Genomic DNA, 17,020 nt, shown 5'->3' on the forward strand with positions numbered 1-17,020 from the left:
CGCCACCGCAGGATGGGTGGATGAGCTGTGCGCCCGACGACGACGGATACCCGGCCACCGCGCACGCGGCCGACACCCTCGAGGCGCTCGACCGTCGCGTGGTGGACTGCCGTGCGTGCCCCCGGCTGGTCGCCTGGCGCGAGCAGGTCGCGGCCGAGCGGCGCGCCGCGTTCCGGGACCAGACCTACTGGGCGCGCCCGGTGCCGGGGTTCGGCGACGGCACTGCTGCGGTCGCCGTCGTCGGGCTGGCGCCCGCAGCCCATGGCGCCAACCGCACGGGTCGCATGTTCACCGGGGACCCCAGCGGCGACTTCCTGTTCGCCGCGCTGCACCGGACCGGGTTCGCGAACCAGCCCCGGGCGACCGGGCGCGACGACGGCATGCGGCTCGACGGGCTCCGCCTCGTGGCCCCCGTACGGTGCGCACCCCCGCAGAACCGGCCGACGCCGGACGAACGCCGCCGGTGCGCCCCGTTCCTGGCCCGCGAGCTCGAGCTGCTCTCGCCGACGCTGCGGGTCGCCGTGGCTCTCGGCGCGCTCGGCTGGGACGCCCTGCTCGCGTCCCTCGGCGAGCAGGGCTGGGCGGTGCCGAGGCCCCGTCCTCGGTTCGGCCACGGCAAGGAGCTCACGCTGCGCCGATCCGAGGGGTCCGGGCCGGCGCCGACACCGACACCGCCGGCCACGGCGCTCACAGCGCTCACGGTGCTGGGCTGCTACCACGTCTCGCCCCACAACACCTACACCGGGCGACTCACCCCCGCCATGCTCGACGAGGTGCTCGAACGGGCGGCCGTCGTCGCGGGTCGGAGGGCTAGGGTGCTGCCGTGACCACCGGACCCCGTCGTGTCGAACCGCCGCTGCGCGGCGACGAGATCACCACGCTGCGCACGTTCCTGGACTACCACCGCGACACGCTGCGCTGGAAGACGGCCGGGCTCACGGCCGCGCAGCTCCGCACGCCGCTGCCGCCGTCCACGATGACCCTGGGCGGGCTGCTCAAGCACCTGGCGTACGTCGAGTCGAACTGGTTCCAGGTCGTCCTGGCCGGGCGCGACGCGCTGCCGCCGTTCGATACCGTCGACTGGAGCGACGACCCGGACTGGGACTGGCACTCCGCGCACGCCGACTCCCCCGACGCGCTGCGGGCCCTCCTCGACGCGGCGGTCTCCGCCTCGGACGAGGTGCTCGAGACCGCCCTCGCCGCGGGCGGGCTCGACGAGCTCTCCGTCCGCGAGAGCCGGCACGGCGACGGCCGGTTCTCCGTGCGCTGGATCCTCACCCACATGATCGAGGAGTACGCCCGCCACAACGGCCACGCGGACCTCCTCCGCGAGGCCCTGGACGGCGAGACCGGCGAGTGAGGGTCCCGGCCGCACGGACCGGCCAGGTCACGCGCCCCGGCGCTCCTTGACGATCACCTGCTCGAAGACGAACGCCACGACCACCGCGATGAGCACGACGGGCGCCATGGCCGCGGCGTTCGGCCCGAGCAGCAGGATCACCAGCACCGCCGAGGAGACGGGGAACGGCAGGATCGACGCCGTGGCCGCCGCCATCCCGGCCGCCACCGCCGGCACGACGCCGTAGCCGGGCAGGCCGGACACCAGCACACCGGCGGCCGCACCGAGCAGCAGCGCCGGGAAGATCAGGCCTCCTCGCAGGGCGCCGAGCGAGACCCCGTAGGCGATCGACTTGAAGAGCAGCAGCGCGACCAGGGCGGCCAGCGACCACGCGTGCGCGTCGGCCACCAGCGGTTCGAGCAGCCCCTGCCCGGAGAGCGCGACCTCCTCGGGCGACCGCCCGGTCAGCAGCGAGTAGGCGACCGTGCAGAGCCCGACGACGACCGCCGCCGCGAGAGCCGTTCCCGCCGGGCGTCGCTCGGCGACGCGGGCGACCCACCGCCCGACGTGGTGCACCTGACGTACGCCGACGGCGATGACCACGGCCAACGGGACCGTCCAGAGCACGTCGCCGAGGTCCGGTCGCTGCGGCCCGTCGATCTCGGGCAAGGACAACGAGGAGATGCTCAGTCCTGTCCACGACCCCATGCCGGTGAACACCAGCGCCCCCACGCCGGAGGCGAGGAGGCACGGGAGGATCACCCGGGCCAGCTTCGGACCCGCCAGCCCCACCGCCTCCAGGACGAAGATGGCGGCGACCAACGGGCTGCCGAAGATCGCGGCCAGCGCTGCCGAGGCACCGGCGACCGTCAGGAGCGCCTGGGCCGTCGGGTCGGCGGCTCGCGCGATCGGGCGGACCAGGAGCAGCGCCACGGCGGACCCGAGGGCGAGCAACGGGGCCTCCGGACCGAGGACCACCCCGAGCGGCAGCCCGCCGAGGGCGGCCAGCAGGATTCCCGGGACGTGCGATGCCGGCACCGCGCCGAGCCCCAGCCCGTCGACGGGCACATGACCGCCGCGGCCCGGCAGCCAGCGGATCGCCACCCCGACGAGCACCCCCGCCAGGAGCAGCCAGGGCAACGCCCACCACCACGGTGGGGTGTCGAGACCGACGGCTTCGGGCAACGACTCCCAGACCGCGTGCTCGAGCGCGTGCAGCAGCGCCAGGAAGCCGAACGCGACCAGGGAGACCGGGATGCCGATCGCCGCGGCGAGCAGCAGCAGGCCGACGTAGCCGCGCGTGCGGACGGCGTCCTCGGGCCCCTCGGTGCGGTCCGGCTGCGTCTCCTCGCCGGCGTGCGCGGACACGGCCGGCTCAGCCGAGGATCTTGGCCTTGGCCGCCGCGAACTCCGCGTCGGTCAGCAGCCCTGCGGACCGCATCTCCCCCAGCTGCTGGAGCTGCGAGAGCGTGTCGCCGCCCGGCGCCGGGGCGGCAGGGATCTGCTGCGCCTGCTGGGCCGCGAGCGCCTGCTGCTGCGCCAGCATCTGTTCCATCTGCTGCTGCTGGGCGTACTGGGCCTGCTGGGCGTCGTAGGCCTGTGCGCTGGCTCGCTGGTCGGCCCGGGCGTTGGCGCGGTTGTTCATCGCCCGGCTGGTGGCAGAAGCCGTCCCCGTGATGACGGCGGTGCGAGCCATCGTCCCGATCAGTCCGGGGCGTCCGATCCTTCTGGGCATCTGTCAGTCCTCCTCGGCGATGACGGCGGCCAGCTGTTCGATGGCGGCGGGCGGGACCGTCGTCATGTCGATCAGGGATCCGCCGGCCTCCCGCAGCGCCGACGTGAGCCCCGTGGCCCAGGTGTGCTCGAAGACGAGCATGCCGACCGCCGCGCCGGGCGTCAGGTCGTCCGCGATCGCCTCGACGTCGTCCTCGGCGAGCAGCCCGCTCGGCTCCCCGACGAGCTCCGCGAGCTCGCCCGCGGCGTCCGCGGCCTCGAGCCACTCGACGGAACCGTCCTCGTTCTTGCGGATCGCGAGCATGTCCAGGACGTTGATCGTGCCGGCCTCGGAGAGCCGGACGAGCTCGGCGACGATCTCACCCTTGAACTCGCTGTGCGGGAACTCCACCAGGAGGAGCTCCACCGGTGCGGTGACTTTCATGTCCTGCCTCTCGCTCGGCGGGTCGGGTGGCGGCGAACGTGCTGGTCACCCGCGACGATCATCGATCCCCGACGTCGGGACCGCAACAGGAGACGACCCCGGCGGCACGCCCTCGCGGGGGTCGTGTGAGGTGACTGTGAAGGCGGCCGCGTCGAGCGGCGCACCGGCGTCGGCCGCTCGCAGAATGGGCGCGTGCGTACGAGCGAAACCCCGATCTTCGATTCCCTGGCCCGCGAGTTCGAGACGCAGCGGCCCCTGATCCATGTCGCCTCCGCGCTGGGCGCCGACCCGTGGGGCGACCCGCTCTCACGCACCCATGCCACCGAGGTCTCGTGGTCCGAACGGCGGGGATCGCTCCCCCGCCGGGCACGTGCGGAGGGCTCGCCCGCCTGAGGCGTCGGGCGACACGGACGACGCCCGCCAAAGTTTCTTCGCGGAGCTGCATCCACGAGCGCCCCCTGGTGCGAATCCCTGGTGACCGACACATGCAGTCCTCGTCCCTCACGGACGAGGCGCGACACCAGGAGGACTCATGCGCACCACCCGACTCACGGCGACGTTCGGCGTCACCGCGCTCGTCGCTGCCGGAACCGCCTTCGCCCTGCCCGCGGCCGCCGCGGAGGGCGACGCGATGCTCTCCGTCCTGCACGGCGTGCCGGACACCACCGTGGACGTCTACGTCAACGGAGAGCTCACGCTCGACGACTTCGAGCCGGGTGACCTTGCCGGGCCGCTGGAGCTCGCGCCGGACACCTACACGGTGGCCATCACGGCCGCCGACGCCGAGGACGACTCCGACCCGGTCATCGGTCCCATCGACCTCCCGCTCGAGGGCGGCATGAACTACACGGCCGCCGCGCACCTCGACGCGGAGGGCTCGCCGACGGCGACGCTGTTCACCAACGACACCTCGGAGATCGCCGCGGGCGAGGGTCGGCTCACCGTCCGTCACGTGGCCGCCGCGCCCGCCGTCGACGTCCTCGCCGGCGACGAGCCGGTGATCGAGGGCCTGGAGAACCCGGACGAGTCGGTCCTCGACCTGCCGGCCGGGACGGTGTCCGCCGCGGTCGCCGCCGCCGGGACCACCGACCCGGTGATCGGGCCGGCCGACGTCGACGTCGCCGAGGGCACCAACACGATCGTCTACGCGTGGGGCTCGCTCGACGACGACTCGCTGGACCTGGCCGTCCAGACGGTCGACGGGATGCACTCCAGCCCCGCCGGCGTGGACGCGGGTGTCACGGGTGCTGCCGCCACCGAGCCCCACGGCTGGTTCAGCCCCCTGGTGGCGGGCACGCTGATGGCGCTGATCGCCGGCCTCGCCATCGCCGTCGGCGCGAAGAACGCGGTCCGAGTGGGCCGCGAGCGCCGGTGACGACCGGACGTCGCGGTGCGGCGGGCCGGGCCTCGCGCCCGGTCCGCCGCACGGCGGCGGCCGCGCTGGTCGCCGCCGCGGCCGTCGCCGCCGGTGCCGCCCTGACGGCTGCCGGCGACGACGGAAGCACCGTCGGAGCGCAGATCCCCCGGACGACGCCGGTGGCCCAGCCCTCCGCAGAACCTGCCCGTGACCGCGACACGTCGGCGACCCCGGGACCCACGGCCTCGGCACAGGCACTCCCGGACGTGCCCGTCGTCGACGCAGGGCCAGACGCGGGCGCCCCGGCCCCCGTGCCGGACCGGCTCCAGGTCCGGGGCCTGCTGGACGTCCCGGTCCGACCGGTCGGCGTGGACCCCGACGGTTCCATGGAGCTGCCCCGTTCGGGGGACGTGGCGGGGTGGTACCGGTTCGGTCCCGCGCCGGCGGACGACGCCGGGACCGTGGTGCTCGCCTCGCACGTCGACACGATCGACGGCGTCGGCGCCTTCGCCGGACTGACGTCCGTGGAGGTCGGTGACGTCGTCGTGGTGACCGACGAGGCCGGCGAGCGCCACGAGTACACCGTGAGCACGATCGAACGCTTCTCGAAGGAGGTGGTGCCGCTGGAGTCGATCTTCGACCGTGCCGGTGAGCGCCGGCTCGCCCTCGTCACCTGTGGCGGGCGGTGGGACGCCGAGGCCGGGCACTACGAGGACAATCTGGTGGTCACCGCTGCGGCGTGATGACGCCGGGCGCCCCACAGGCTAGGTTGTCCGCATCGGGCATCGCCGACCGGTGGCCCACGCACGACCACGGAGGATCTGTGACGACTGGGGCCGAGGGTCCTGCACCCCCGACCACTGACGAGGACGTGGCCGCCGCTTTCGCGGCAGGCACAGAGGCCGGTCTCGCCGCCGCCTACCGGCGATGGTCGCCGCTCGTCCACACCGTCGCCCTGCGATCGCTCGGTGAGCCGTCGGACGCGGAGGACGTCACGCAGCAGGTGTTCGTGGCGGCCTGGCGCTCTCGCGACAGCTACGACGAGACGCGGGCCAAGCTGTCCACGTGGCTGCTCGGCATCACGCGGCACAAGGTCGCCGACGTCCATGCGTCCCGCGAGCGGATCCGCAAGCAGCAGCAAGCCGCCGAGGCGTTCGCTCCGAACCATGAGGGAGAGGAGGATCCGGTGGGTCCCGCGGTCGTGGACCGTGCGGTCGTCGCCGACGAGCTCGCCAGGCTCGGCGACCCGGCCGCGACGATCCTGCGGCTGGCCTTCTACCGGGACCTGACGCACACGCAGATCGCCGAGGAGCTCTCGCTACCCCTCGGTACGGTCAAGAGTCACATCCGGCGCAGCCTGACCAGGCTGCGGACACGATGGGAGGTGGAAGGTGCAACACGTTGACCCGGAGGTTCTCGCTCTGCTCGCGCTCGGCGAGCACGGCGCCGCGTCCGACGACGAGCACAGCCACCTCGCCGCGTGCGCTGTCTGCCGTGCCGAGGAGGCCTCGCTCGCACAGGTCGTCGAGGTGGCCCGGGCGGACGACAGGGGCCTGGTGGCACCCCCGCCCGAGGTCTGGGAGAGGGTGCGCGCGGAGGTCGGCCGGGCAGAGCCCGAGCCGGCACCCGTCGTCGACCTCGCCTCCCGCCGTCGTCGTCCGTCGGTGCTCTGGGGTGCCGTCGCAGCCAGCGTCGCGCTCGTGGCCGGGGCCGGGGTCGGCGTGCTCTGGGAGAGGTCGCAGGTGCCTGAGCCGCCCACGGAGATCGCGCCCGTCGCGGTCGCCGAGGCGGAGCTGGAGCCGCTGCCGGACTGGCCGACGTCCGCAGGTCGTGCGGTCGTCACCGAGAGCACCGGTGGCGAGCTCGAGATCGTCGTGGACGTGGGCGGCGCCGAGGCCGGCGACGGCTACCGCGAGGTCTGGCTGATCGCCGACGACCTGAGCGGGATGGTCAGCCTCGGCGTGCTCGAGGGCACGTCCGGGACCTTCCCGGTGCCGGCCGGTCTGGACCTCGCCACCTACTCCCTCGTCGACGTCTCCGAGGAGCCGTTCGACGGCGATCCCACCCACTCCGGCGACTCCATCGTCCGAGGTGGGCTCACGGAAGCCTGAGCAGGACCCGCGGAATCTCAGGCCGTCCCACGACGTTGAGAAGAAAAGCACAAAGTCCGTGCCCGGCGCGGACCCTCGCGGTTCCCGGGCACCCATCCGAGGGGGCCTCATGCCACGCATCAGGATGCCCAAGCGCATCGAGTTCGAGAACGACGCCGGTCAGATCGTCCGCTACGTGCGGCGCGGTGACGGCGGGTACGTCTCGCCGCAGGCGTCCGTCGCACCGGACGTCGTCGTCGGCCGGGGGACGTACGTCGAGAGCGGCGCACGGGTCGACGCCGGTGTCCGCCTCGGCGAGGTGACGTGGGTCGACCACGACGCGGTCGTCGGGCAGGGTGCGCGGATCGGCAGCAGCGTGCACCTCGGTCCCGGCTCGTTCGTCGGGGCCGGTGCGCGGGTCGCCGACCACGTCCACCTCGGCCGCGGCGCGCGCGTCGAGCCGTCGGCGACCGTCGAGGCCGAGGCCTCGGTGCCGGACGGGGAGATCGTCCGGCACCGCTACGCCCAGGCCGCCTGACCGCGCCGGGACCACCCCCGCTCACTCCGAGCGGCGGCGCCACCGGACCAGTGCGTAGCCCGCTCCCAGCAGCAGCAGGGCCAGCAGCGACGCGCCGGCGACGTCGGCGCCGGTCCGGGGCAGGAAGCCCGGCCCCGGCGTCGGCGGCACCGGGGCCGCGTCGTACGTGTTGACGACGTCCACGCCCACGCTCGACGTGCCGGCCACGGGGACCTCGAACGCCTCAGACGTCGGCACCCCACCCGCCGGGTCCGTGGTCGTCGACCCGTCGGGCGCCTCGATCGTCACCGACCGCGCGTCGCCCGCCTCGGTCTCCGCGAGGGTGCAGGTGGCCCCCTGCGGCAGGTCCGCGTAGACGGCCGTCCAGTCCCCGGCGGCGCTCAGCTCACGGTTCGCTCCCCCCGGGACGTCGATCGCGACCTGCTCGCCGTCCACGTCGCGGGTGCAGGCCAGCGTCACCGTGAGCACGTCCTCGACGTGCTCGTCGGCTCCGTCGCCGGCCAGCGTCTTGTCGACCACCACCTGCCCGACGTCGAAGGTGTTGCGGACCTCGAAGGCGGCGGACCCGTCAGCGTCGACCACGACGGGGCCGTCGGCGCCGTCCGCGGCCGTCACCGTCGAGGACGTGGCACCGCCCGTCACCGACTCGGTCACGTCGCACTCCGCACCGAGGGGCAGGCCCGCGAACACGGCCGGCTCCTCCGGCGTGAGAGCGCGTGTCGGCCCGTCCGGGATCTCGATCTCGTCACCGAGGAACGTGCAGGTCGCGGTCGCCTCGAACGGACCGTCGCCCCACAGCCCGGCGCCCGCGCCGTCGGTGACCTTGGTCACCACGAGCTCACCGGCGTCGTAGGTATTCGTGACCGTGGCGACGGTCGGTTCCACCAGCAACGACGTCTCGTCGACCGTCACCGTCTCGGGATCGATCGCCACCGACGTCGCGCCCGCCGTCATGCTCTCCGTGAAGGTGCACTCGGTGCCGTCGGGCAGGCCGAAGTACACCGCCGGGAACCCCGGGCCGAACATCCGTGAGGGGCCGCCCGGGATCGGCACCGGTGCCCCCTCGAAGGAGCACTCGGCCGTGACCTGGTAGGGCATCTCGTCGAACGGGATCGCCGCGAAGTCGAAGTCCGCGAGCTCCTCGAGCGTGGTGGGCAGCTCCGGCAGGTCCGGCATCGGCGGGGCGAACTGCGCCGCGTCGCCGTCGACGACCTTCTCGACCAGCACCGGGCTCACCAAGAAGGTGTTCGTCACCGTGATGCCGACCGGCTCATCGCCGCCGGTCACCACGAGCTCGCCGGGCTCGCCATCGTCCACCGTCGTGGAGATCTCCACCTCGGTGGCGCCGAAGTCCTCGGTCTCCGTGACGACGCACTCGGCGCCGACGGGCAGCCCGTCGTAGACGACCGGCGCGCCCGGCTGCAGCTCGCGTGCCGCCCCGCCCGGGATGTCGATCGACGCCCCGTTGAACGTGCAGGCCAGCGAGACCTCGAAGGGTCCGGGCCCGTAGAGCGCGCCGATCCCGGCGAGCTCCTTGTCGACCTGGACCGACCCCAGGTCGAACGTGTTGGTCACCGTGACGCCGACCGGGTCGTCGGCGAGGCCGCCGACCGTCACGGACTCCGGCGCGATCGACGTCTCGGTGGCACCGCCGTCGTCGGTCTCCGTGACCGAGCACTCGGCACCCACCGGCAGGTCGGCGAACGTGACCGACGATCCGGGCGTGAGCGACCGCGTGGCGCCGCCCGGGATCTCGATCTCGGCACCGTTGAACGTGCACGCCAGCTCGACCTCGAACGGTCCGGCACCCCAGGCCTCGGCACCGTCGCCGTCGGTCACCTTGTCGACCACGACCTCACCGAGGTCGAAGGTGTTCGTGACCGTGATCCCGACCGTGGTGTCGCCGGCCGCCGGGACGATCGCCTGTCCCGCCTCGCCGCCCTCGACGGCGGAGGAGATCGTCACGTCGGTGGCGCTGCCGTCGTCGGTCTCGGTGACCGTGCAGACCGCACCGACGGGCAGACCCTCGTAGACGACCGGCGTGCCCGGGGTGATCGTCCGGTCGGCGCCGCCCGGCACCTCGATCTCCTCCCCGAGGAACGTGCAGGTCGTCGCGACCTCGAACGGCCCGGTGCCGTAGAGCTCGGCACCGTCGCCGTCGACCACCTTGTCGACGGCGATCTGACCGACGTCGTAGGTGTTCGTCACGGTGGCGGGGATCGGCGTCAGCGGATCCTGGGTGTCGGTGATCACGACCGTCTCCGGGTCGAACGCCACCGAGGTGGCGCCGCCGGTGTCGGTCTCGGTGATCGTGCACTCGGCGCCGGTGGGCAGGCCGAAGTACAGCGCCGGGAACCCGGGACCGAAGCGCCGCGCGTCCCCACCGGGGATCGGCACGTCCTGCCCCTCGAACGTGCACGCGAGGGAGGCCTCGTACGGGAACTCGTCGAACGGCACCGTCGCGAGGTAGGCCTCCAGCTCGACGAGATACTCCGCGAGCTCCTCCGGTGTCGGGTCAGCGGGAGGGGTGGGAGCGTCCGGGATATCCGGCATCGGCGGTGCGAACTCCGCGCCCTCGCCGTCGACGACCTTCGTGACCGCGAGCGGCGCGGTGTCGAAGGTGTTCGTGACGACGACCTCCACGGCGGTGGGCTCGCCGCCCTCGGCGGGCGGGACGACGACGTCGACGGCGCTGCCGTCCACCGGCGTCCCGCCGTCGACGGTCATGGTCGTCGACGAGGCGCCGAAGTCGTCCGTCTCCGTCACGGTGCACTCCGAGCCGACCGGCAGGCCTTCGTACAGCACCGGGTCACCGGGGACGAGCACCCGCGTCGCGCCGCCCGGCACCTCGACCGGGTCGCCCTCGAACGTGCAGGCGATCTCGACCTCGAACGGTCCGGGCCCGTAGAGCGCCCCGAGACCGGCGAGGGCCTTGTCGACCTGCACCGTGCCGAGGTCGAACGTGTTGGTCGCGGTCACCTCGGTGGTCTCCCCCGCCACCACGGTGACCGGGTTCGGCGTGAGGTCGGACGACGTCGCGCCACCGTCGTCGGTCTCGGTGATCTCGCAGACGGCGCCGGCCGGCAGGTTCTCGATCGTGGCCTCGAGCGGGTCGTCCCCGCCCAGGGTGATCGAGTCGTCGTAGACGGTGCGCGGGTCGGCTCCCCCGTCCCCGTCGTCGTCGTAGGTGCACAGCACGGTGAACTCGAACGGTCCGCCCCCGAAGCCCTCCGCGCCGCTGCCGTCGACGACCTTGAGCAGGTCGATCGCGCCGACGTCGTAGGTGTTGGTCAGCGTGACCTCGTTGGTGCCCTCGCCCAGGACGTCGGGCAGGAGCGTCAGGTCGGCCGTGGGGCCGTCGGTGACGACGGGGTCGATCGTCGGGTGGCCGACGGTGACGGTCACCGACGACGCGTTGCCCGTCCCGGTCTCGGTGACGGTGCACTCGGAGTTCACCGGGAGGCCCGTGAACGTCACGGTTTCGCCGTCCTCGATGGTGACCACCATGGGGTCGTCGGGGCCGTAGCCGTCGGCGTACACCGCCTCACCGAGGAAGGTGCACTCGACCGTCGCCTCGAACGGACCGAACGGCACGGGTGTACCGTCCTGGTCGACCGCGTCGGTGACGACCTCCTTGGAGATCTCGATGCTCGACAGGCTGTAGAGGTTGACCGCAGTCAGGGACGTGACGTCCGGCTCCTCGCCGATCGTCACCGTGCCCACGATGAGCTCCGTCTCACCATTCGACCCGTCCTCGCTGATGGTGCACTCGGCCCCGTACGGCAGGTTCGGCACCGTGACGGGAACTCCCGGCGTCACTGTGAGAGCGATCGGGTCGAGCTCGGTCTCCAGCCACGATCCCACCGCCGACGTGCACTGCACCGTGAGCTCGAAGGAGTCGGGGGCGTACTCCGCGCCCTCACCGGTGACGATCTTGTTCACCTGGAGCGGGCCCGACGCCGTCGCGACGCCGACCTTGACACCCTCGGTACGCAGCGAGTTGATCTCGTCGCCGCCCTGGGTGACGACGACGCCGGACGCCGCCGCCGAGTTGAAGGCGATCGACCGGTCGCCCGCCTCCGGCACCTCGGCCGGCGTGGTGGTCGTGCCCTCGAGGGCGATGAAGCTGCCCGGCTGGAACAGGTTGCCGTCCCCCATCTCGATCACGGCCTTGATCGCGGTGATCTGCTGGTACGTCTCGTCCGTCGTGTCGGGAGTGAGCTCGGCCCACCCCGTCTCCGGGTCGTCCGGGCAGGTCGGCTCGTTGACCGGGTCGACCAGATCGTCCGGGCAGTAGTCCTGGACCGTCGTGTAGTAGAACGTCGTGGTGCTGCCCGCCGGGGCGTTGACCAGATCCGGTGGATTGTTCGGGTCCGCGATCGGCCTCCACTGCGACCCTCGAGGCGAGTCGCTGGTCGGGTCGGAGGCCGTGTCGCCGGGAACCGGCAGTCGGTCGTAGACCACGACCTTGTCCATCGGAAGGTTGCCGACGTTGTCGACCCGGATCCGCCACGTCTCGCTCGCCCCGGGCGGGATGATCGGGGTGCATGGGTACGCATAGAAACCGGCTGCGTTCGGGGAGCAGTCCTCCGGGGTGACGCTGCCCGGCTGGTCAGGATCGACCATGATGCCGAGCGGGTACTCGTCGTTCGTCGCCTTGACGAACTTCGACTCGGAAAGCACACCGGACGGGATCGGCGTCACGTCCGCATCCGCCTCGCACGCCCCCGTGTCCCGGTCGAGCCGTCCGTCGATGACGCTGCCGTCGTCCCCGGACTGGGCCTGGCAGACGTCCCAGGGACGGTCGCCGGTAACGCCCGCCGTGTTGTTGACCACCGTGTTCGCGGCCAGAGTCGTCCGGAAGATCACCTGGACGGTGATGGTGTACGTCTGCCCCACCTCGAGCACGGTGCCCTCGGGGAAGGTGAAGGTCAGGCCTGCGATGTTGCCGTCCTGATCCACCGTCACGTCGGTCGGGTCGGTAGGCATCTGCGGACCGTTCGGCTGCCCGACCGGCGGCGTGCCGGGCTCGGTGAGCGCGTAGGAGAAGGGTTCGTCGACGTCGGCGAGCCGCAGTTGCGGCCCGTCCGGGTCGGTGGGCATCGGATCGTCGATGATCACCGGGTCGTAGATCGGCCGGTTCCCGACGTTCGTCACGGTGATGTTCATCGGGAACGGAGCGCCCGGGGGCTTGGTCCCCCCGGTGATGTCGGTGTCGAAGTCCTTGACGATCTGCACGCCGTTCTCGGTGTGCTCGTAGATGAGCATCCCGGAAGCCTCTGCGTCGCTGGACACCGGGATCGGGGTCTCCGGGTCGTCCGGGTTGAAGACCAGGTCCGCGCCCGTGACCGTGGCGGTCACGTCGTTGGTGGCGATGCCCGGCGCGTCCTCACCAGGGGCTGCGGCGTTCTGCTCCAGGTCGCTCGGCACCGGGGTGGTCGGGTCGGAGCGCAGTGTGTCCCGCACCTGCACCTCGAGGTTCACCGCCTGCGTCGGGTTGGCGGGGTTCTCCCAGATTGCGCCGTCGGCGCGGGTGAACGTGAACCTCAGGCCGACGACGTCGGCCGCGTCCACGCCCGCGGGGAGCGCGAACGCGCCGGCCGGTTCGCCGTCGGTCCACGTGCCACCGGTAAAGGTGTCGCTCGCCTCGTCGTAGGTGCCGCCCGTGTAGGCGTCCACCTGGACCTGGTCGATCGGCGCGGTGAGGGCCGAACCGTCGAACCCGATCAGGTCGTACTGGTTCCAGAAGCTGCCGTCCACGTCGGTGAGCGTCATCTCGACCGCGCGCGAAGGCCCGGTCGGCTGGCCGGTGATCGTCAGGATCGACGTCGGGTTCTCCTCGGCGTCCGTGCCGGGCTCGACGATCGTGGCCGGGCTGAACGACTTCGTCTCCTCCATCGTGATCTCGGCGTCCCGCAGCTCCATCTCCGCGGTGTCCCACGCCTGCGGCGTCTGGGCGGTCGTGCCGCCCGGGTCGGAGACCTCGGCGCCGGCGCTGTTCGGCACCGGGTTGGGGTCGTGATCCACGGTGATCCGCTCGCCGGTGTACCGGTCGAACTCCAGGAGCTTGAGCTGCATCTCCAGGACGCCCTCGTTGTTGCCGGACTCGGTCGACGCGATCCGTCCGTCGAACGTGACCTCCACGCCGACGACGTCGGCGAGGTCTGCTGCGGTGAGTGCCTCGGCGCCGGCCTCGTCGTAGTCCGTGGTGGTGCCGTCCTCGGTGGTCAACGTGACCGTGGTGGTCTCGGTCCCGTCCGGGGGCGCGACCTCGATGATGTCCGTCAGCATGAACGCGTCGAAAGGATTGGTCCCCGCCTCCGTCTCGGGTTCGACGACGAGGTCGTCGTTGGCGTACGACGGCTCGGCGAGGCGCAGCTGGTCCACCCGGGCCACGGAGTTGTTCGAGCCGGTGATGGTGGCGACCGTCGTCGGGAAGTCCTCGTACGGGGTGCCCTCCGGCGGGACCGACAGCGGGCCGCCGGTCCAGTCCTTGGTGATCCCGACGTTGATGGGCTGGTCGAGGATCAGCACGTCGTCGGCGTCGGTGTCCGTGCGGTCCGTCCCCTGGAACGTCGCGGTCCCTCGGGCGGTGTCGGTGACGAGGCCCGGGTCGTCGGGGTTGTTGTAGATCTCGCCCTGCTGCTCGCCCAGCGCCGGTCCGCCGCTGCGGCGGTCGTCGCGGAGCTGGAACGTGAAGTCGACGTGGCGCCCGTCAGCCTGCGTCGACCGGGCCACACCGGATCCTGCGGCCGGCACCGTCGGGTCGGTGGGGAACGCCGCCCGTCCCGGCGACTCGGTGTACGTCAGGCGAGCCGACGTCGCGCTCTCCTGCTCGCCGGCCGTCAGCGTGTAGCCCGGGAAGGTCCCGTCGCACGCCTCCGGGCACGGGTCGCCCGAGGCCTCCACCCAGGCGCCGTTGATGAACAGCTCGACGCTCTCGACCTGGTCGTACTGGAGCAGCGGGTCGTCGGCGGCGATCGCGACCAGGTTGAAGGCGTCGTAGAACGAGCCGGCGATGGCAGGGTCGTCCGCCGCCACGGGGTCCGCGATGTCGCTGATCACCATCGGGTCCACACCCTCGAACCCGTTGGTCGACCAGGTGATCTGCGCGGTGATCTCGTCCTGCGTGCGGGCGCGCAGCGTGTACGGCTCCCCGCTCTGCCCCTCCGGGGCGAGGAAGGTCTTGTCGATGAAGTCGAGGTCACCCGGGCCCACCGGCACGGGGAACGGGTCCACGGTGTCGCAGCCCTCGGCCGGGTCGGTCGGGGCGACGGCGTCGCTCGACGCGCTCGACGCACCGCAGTTGGCGATCGGGTCCTCGCGGTCCTCCGGACCGTCGTACGTGGCGACGAAGTTCGGGGCGAAGCTCTCGCCGGGCGGGATGCCCTCGCCCGTCGTGTCGTCGTAGACGAACTGCACGCCCTGGGCGCCGTCCGGCAGGTCGCAGTTCACCGTCGCGGCACCCTCGACCGGGCTGCCGCAGTCGGGCGCCTCGACCCACTCGGACCCGTTCCAGTAGTTGATCGTCAGCTCGGTCCCGGCAGGCACGTCGGTGGACCGCACCGACGACGCGGTGAAGTTGCCCCAGAATTCCCCCGGGGCGCCGGTGTCCGTCGGGTCTTGGATGACGACCTGGTCCGCGTTCGTGGTGGACCCGTCCTCGCCGAAGGGCAGGAGCTGGGTCGGGAGACCGACGACGACCGTCTGGCCCGGAAGCGCCGGGATCGTGGACGGCGAGATGGACTTGGTCGTCTCCGTGGCGAGCCGGTCGGTGAGCGTCTCGAGGGTCGCGTCCGCGGTGCCCGAGTCGTTCGGGATGGTGGCCGTGATCTCGTTCGGGTGCAGGACGTTGTCCTCGGCCTGGTCCGGGTCGGTGTCCGCGGTGAACGGGATGGTCGCCTCGGCACCGGTGACGATGTTCCCGGTGTACTCGATCGAGAACCCGACGACGACGCAGCCGGCCGGCGGGTCCGGCAGCGTGTCCTCGGCCTCCGCGGGGATCGGGTCAGTCGTCGTCCCGTCGGCGCACGTGAAAGTGACGCTCGCGGCGTCGGCGTCGTTCGGCCACACCACGCCGGCCCCGGCACCGTCGGTGCCCCAGCCGGTGAAGGTCAGCGGGTCGTCGCCCTCGAACGGGCTGTCCGTGCCCGGCGAGGGCTCGGTGATCGTCATCGACGTCGTCGGGTCGCCGTCGTTGGTCGCGCCGAGGGTGACGGTCGTCGGGGACCCGGCGCTGACCACGGCCGGGTCGAACGACTTGGTCGGTGTGACGGCGTTGTTCGGCGGCGTGATGACGTACGTGTCGCTCGCGTCCGTCGGCGTGGACTCGTTGTCGCCGTGGACCACGTTCGACGCCGTCGTGTTCGTCAGCGTGAGGGGGTCGGTGAGCTCGGTGACGGCGTCGGTGTGCTCGACGTCGAACGGGATCGACGCGGTCGCACCGATCGCGATGTCGCCGTCGAACTCGACGGTGAAGCCCTCGACCTCACAGCCGGCGGGCGGGTCGGGCAGGGTGTCGGCCGTGGTGGTGGTCTCCGTCGGGGTGGACCCGTCGGCGCAGGTGAACGTCACGTCCGCCGACGTCGCGCCCTCGGGCCAGCTGACGGCTCCCCAGCCCGTGAAGCCGAGGTAGGTGAACGGGTTCGGATCGGTGCCCGCCGTCGGCTCGACGATGACCAGGGAGTCCACCGGGTCGTTGGAGGTGTTCGTGCCGCCGATGGTCACCGTCGCCGGGGTGCCGGGACTCGCGATCGCGCCCTCCGGGTCGATCGACTTGGTGGTCTCGGAGTCGAGCACCAGCGGGACCTCGGGGACGATGTCGTCGCTCGCCGACGCGGGGTCGGCGTTGTCCGACTCCACCGTCGCGGTGTTGGTGATCGGCACGCCGTCCTGGCTGTACGGGATGTCGTCGGAGACGGTCGCCGTGATGAGGATCTGGGACTGCTCCCCGTTGTTCACGCTGTCGGCCGTGTAGGTCACCGTGTCGGTGTCGGTGTCGGCGTCGATCTGCGGGTTGACCGTCCCTGCGCCAGGACTCTGGATCGACGCACTGACGAGTTCGACGTACTCCGGCAGCGGGTCGGTCATGGTGGTCGGCGTGCACGGGTCCTGGTTGGGGTCCGAGCACGAGACCGTGACCACCCAGGTGATCGTCTGCCCGGGTTGGTACGGGCCGGCACTGGTCTCCACCTTGCTGATGGCCCAGTCCGCCGCCGACGCGGTCATCGCGGGCACCGCCACCATGGGCAGCGCCAGCGCGAACACGCCCAGTACCGACCACCCCCGGCGGCCCCTCGTGCGTCGCCGTCCCGCCCTCGTCCGCGTCGTCGTGCTGCGACCGTCACCCATCAAGGCCTCCACCCTGGAGCGAGCCGCAGGCCCGCCATGTGCGCACTGTCACAGCGACACTCCCAAAGTTTCACGACATCCGCGCGACCAGGTCGGGCATTCCGGACGCGGCCCCCAAAGCGGTCCGCGCACCATGCTCCGTCGCCCGCCGGTACGGAACGGCTCGCCCCCTTGCCGGGCCGGCGCG

Annotated in this window: 12 protein-coding genes; 8 read left to right on the plus strand and 4 right to left on the minus strand. The window is 72.2% G+C overall.

The features are described from left to right. Positions 1-20: 20 nt before the first annotated feature. Entirely contained in the window at positions 21-827 is an 807-nt protein-coding gene (locus tag MWU57_RS00805; protein WP_246906721.1) for a uracil-DNA glycosylase, read from the plus strand. Next, on the plus strand, positions 824-1,360 hold the full coding sequence (locus MWU57_RS00810) for a DinB family protein (protein WP_246906722.1): 537 nt from the start codon (positions 824-826) through the stop codon (positions 1,358-1,360). The genes MWU57_RS00805 and MWU57_RS00810 overlap by 4 nt, the downstream gene beginning before the upstream one ends. 27 nt (positions 1,361-1,387) lie before the next feature. Here the strand turns inward: MWU57_RS00810 and MWU57_RS00815 are convergent, their stop codons facing one another. Genes MWU57_RS00815 through MWU57_RS00825 form a run of 3 tightly spaced genes read right to left on the minus strand, consistent with a single transcriptional unit; the run spans position 1,388 to position 3,497 of the window. After that, a complete protein-coding gene (locus MWU57_RS00815) occupies positions 1,388-2,707 on the minus strand; it encodes a chloride channel protein (protein WP_246906723.1) in 1,320 nt (439 codons plus the stop codon). A 7-nt stretch (positions 2,708-2,714) separates the two neighbouring features. After that, on the minus strand, positions 2,715-3,074 hold the full coding sequence (locus MWU57_RS00820; RefSeq protein WP_106269127.1) for an SHOCT domain-containing protein: 360 nt from the start codon (positions 3,072-3,074) through the stop codon (positions 2,715-2,717). Positions 3,075-3,077: 3 nt separating this feature from the next. Continuing rightward, on the minus strand, positions 3,078-3,497 hold the full coding sequence (locus MWU57_RS00825; protein WP_246906724.1) for a DUF6325 family protein: 420 nt from the start codon (positions 3,495-3,497) through the stop codon (positions 3,078-3,080). 192 nt (positions 3,498-3,689) lie between these two features. On the opposite strand from MWU57_RS00825, the gene MWU57_RS00830 reads away from it, so the two are divergent. The 6 genes from MWU57_RS00830 (at position 3,690) to MWU57_RS00855 (ending at position 7,482) form a co-directional block, all read left to right on the plus strand. Beyond that, the gene (locus tag MWU57_RS00830) at positions 3,690-3,890 is read left to right on the plus strand and encodes a hypothetical protein (protein ID WP_246906725.1); all 201 of its coding nucleotides are present in this window, start codon (positions 3,690-3,692) and stop codon (positions 3,888-3,890) included. Between the two features lie 139 nt (positions 3,891-4,029). Next, complete coding sequence (locus MWU57_RS00835; protein ID WP_246906726.1) at positions 4,030-4,872, plus strand: DUF4397 domain-containing protein; 843 nt, start codon at positions 4,030-4,032, stop codon at positions 4,870-4,872. Then, on the plus strand, positions 4,869-5,597 hold the full coding sequence (locus MWU57_RS18275; RefSeq protein WP_246906727.1) for a class F sortase: 729 nt from the start codon (positions 4,869-4,871) through the stop codon (positions 5,595-5,597). The genes MWU57_RS00835 and MWU57_RS18275 overlap by 4 nt, the downstream gene beginning before the upstream one ends. Before the next feature lie 80 nt (positions 5,598-5,677). Then, positions 5,678-6,259: an RNA polymerase sigma factor gene (locus tag MWU57_RS00845; RefSeq protein ID WP_243401080.1), complete on the plus strand. Its 582-nt coding sequence runs from the start codon at positions 5,678-5,680 to the stop codon at positions 6,257-6,259. Further along, positions 6,246-6,965, plus strand: a complete 720-nt coding sequence (locus MWU57_RS00850) for an anti-sigma factor (RefSeq protein ID WP_246906728.1) — start codon at positions 6,246-6,248, stop codon at positions 6,963-6,965. Before MWU57_RS00845 ends, MWU57_RS00850 begins: the two co-directional genes overlap by 14 nt. A gap of 109 nt (positions 6,966-7,074) precedes the next feature. Beyond that, complete coding sequence (locus MWU57_RS00855; protein WP_246906730.1) at positions 7,075-7,482, plus strand: transferase; 408 nt, start codon at positions 7,075-7,077, stop codon at positions 7,480-7,482. A 21-nt stretch (positions 7,483-7,503) separates the two neighbouring features. Here MWU57_RS00855 and MWU57_RS00860 read toward each other — a convergent pair whose 3' ends face one another. Then, on the minus strand, positions 7,504-16,749 hold the full coding sequence (locus MWU57_RS00860; RefSeq protein ID WP_246906731.1) for a DUF5979 domain-containing protein: 9,246 nt from the start codon (positions 16,747-16,749) through the stop codon (positions 7,504-7,506). Between the last annotated feature and the right edge of the window lie 271 nt (positions 16,750-17,020).

It is taken from the genome of Isoptericola sp. S6320L (assembly GCF_023015685.1).
Classification (GTDB): Bacteria; Actinomycetota; Actinomycetes; order Actinomycetales; family Cellulomonadaceae; genus Isoptericola; species Isoptericola halotolerans_A.

Excerpts from the sequence above, each read along its gene's own strand:
- MWU57_RS00805 (WP_246906721.1), top strand. The coding sequence starts at position 21 with ATGAGCTGTGCGCCCGACGACGACGGATACCCGGCCACCGCGCACGCG.
- MWU57_RS00820 (WP_106269127.1), bottom strand. The coding sequence starts at position 3,074 with ATGCCCAGAAGGATCGGACGCCCCGGACTGATCGGGACGATGGCTCGC.
- MWU57_RS00825 (WP_246906724.1), bottom strand. The coding sequence starts at position 3,497 with ATGAAAGTCACCGCACCGGTGGAGCTCCTCCTGGTGGAGTTCCCGCAC.
- MWU57_RS00835 (WP_246906726.1), top strand. The coding sequence starts at position 4,030 with ATGCGCACCACCCGACTCACGGCGACGTTCGGCGTCACCGCGCTCGTC.
- MWU57_RS00855 (WP_246906730.1), top strand. The coding sequence starts at position 7,075 with ATGCCACGCATCAGGATGCCCAAGCGCATCGAGTTCGAGAACGACGCC.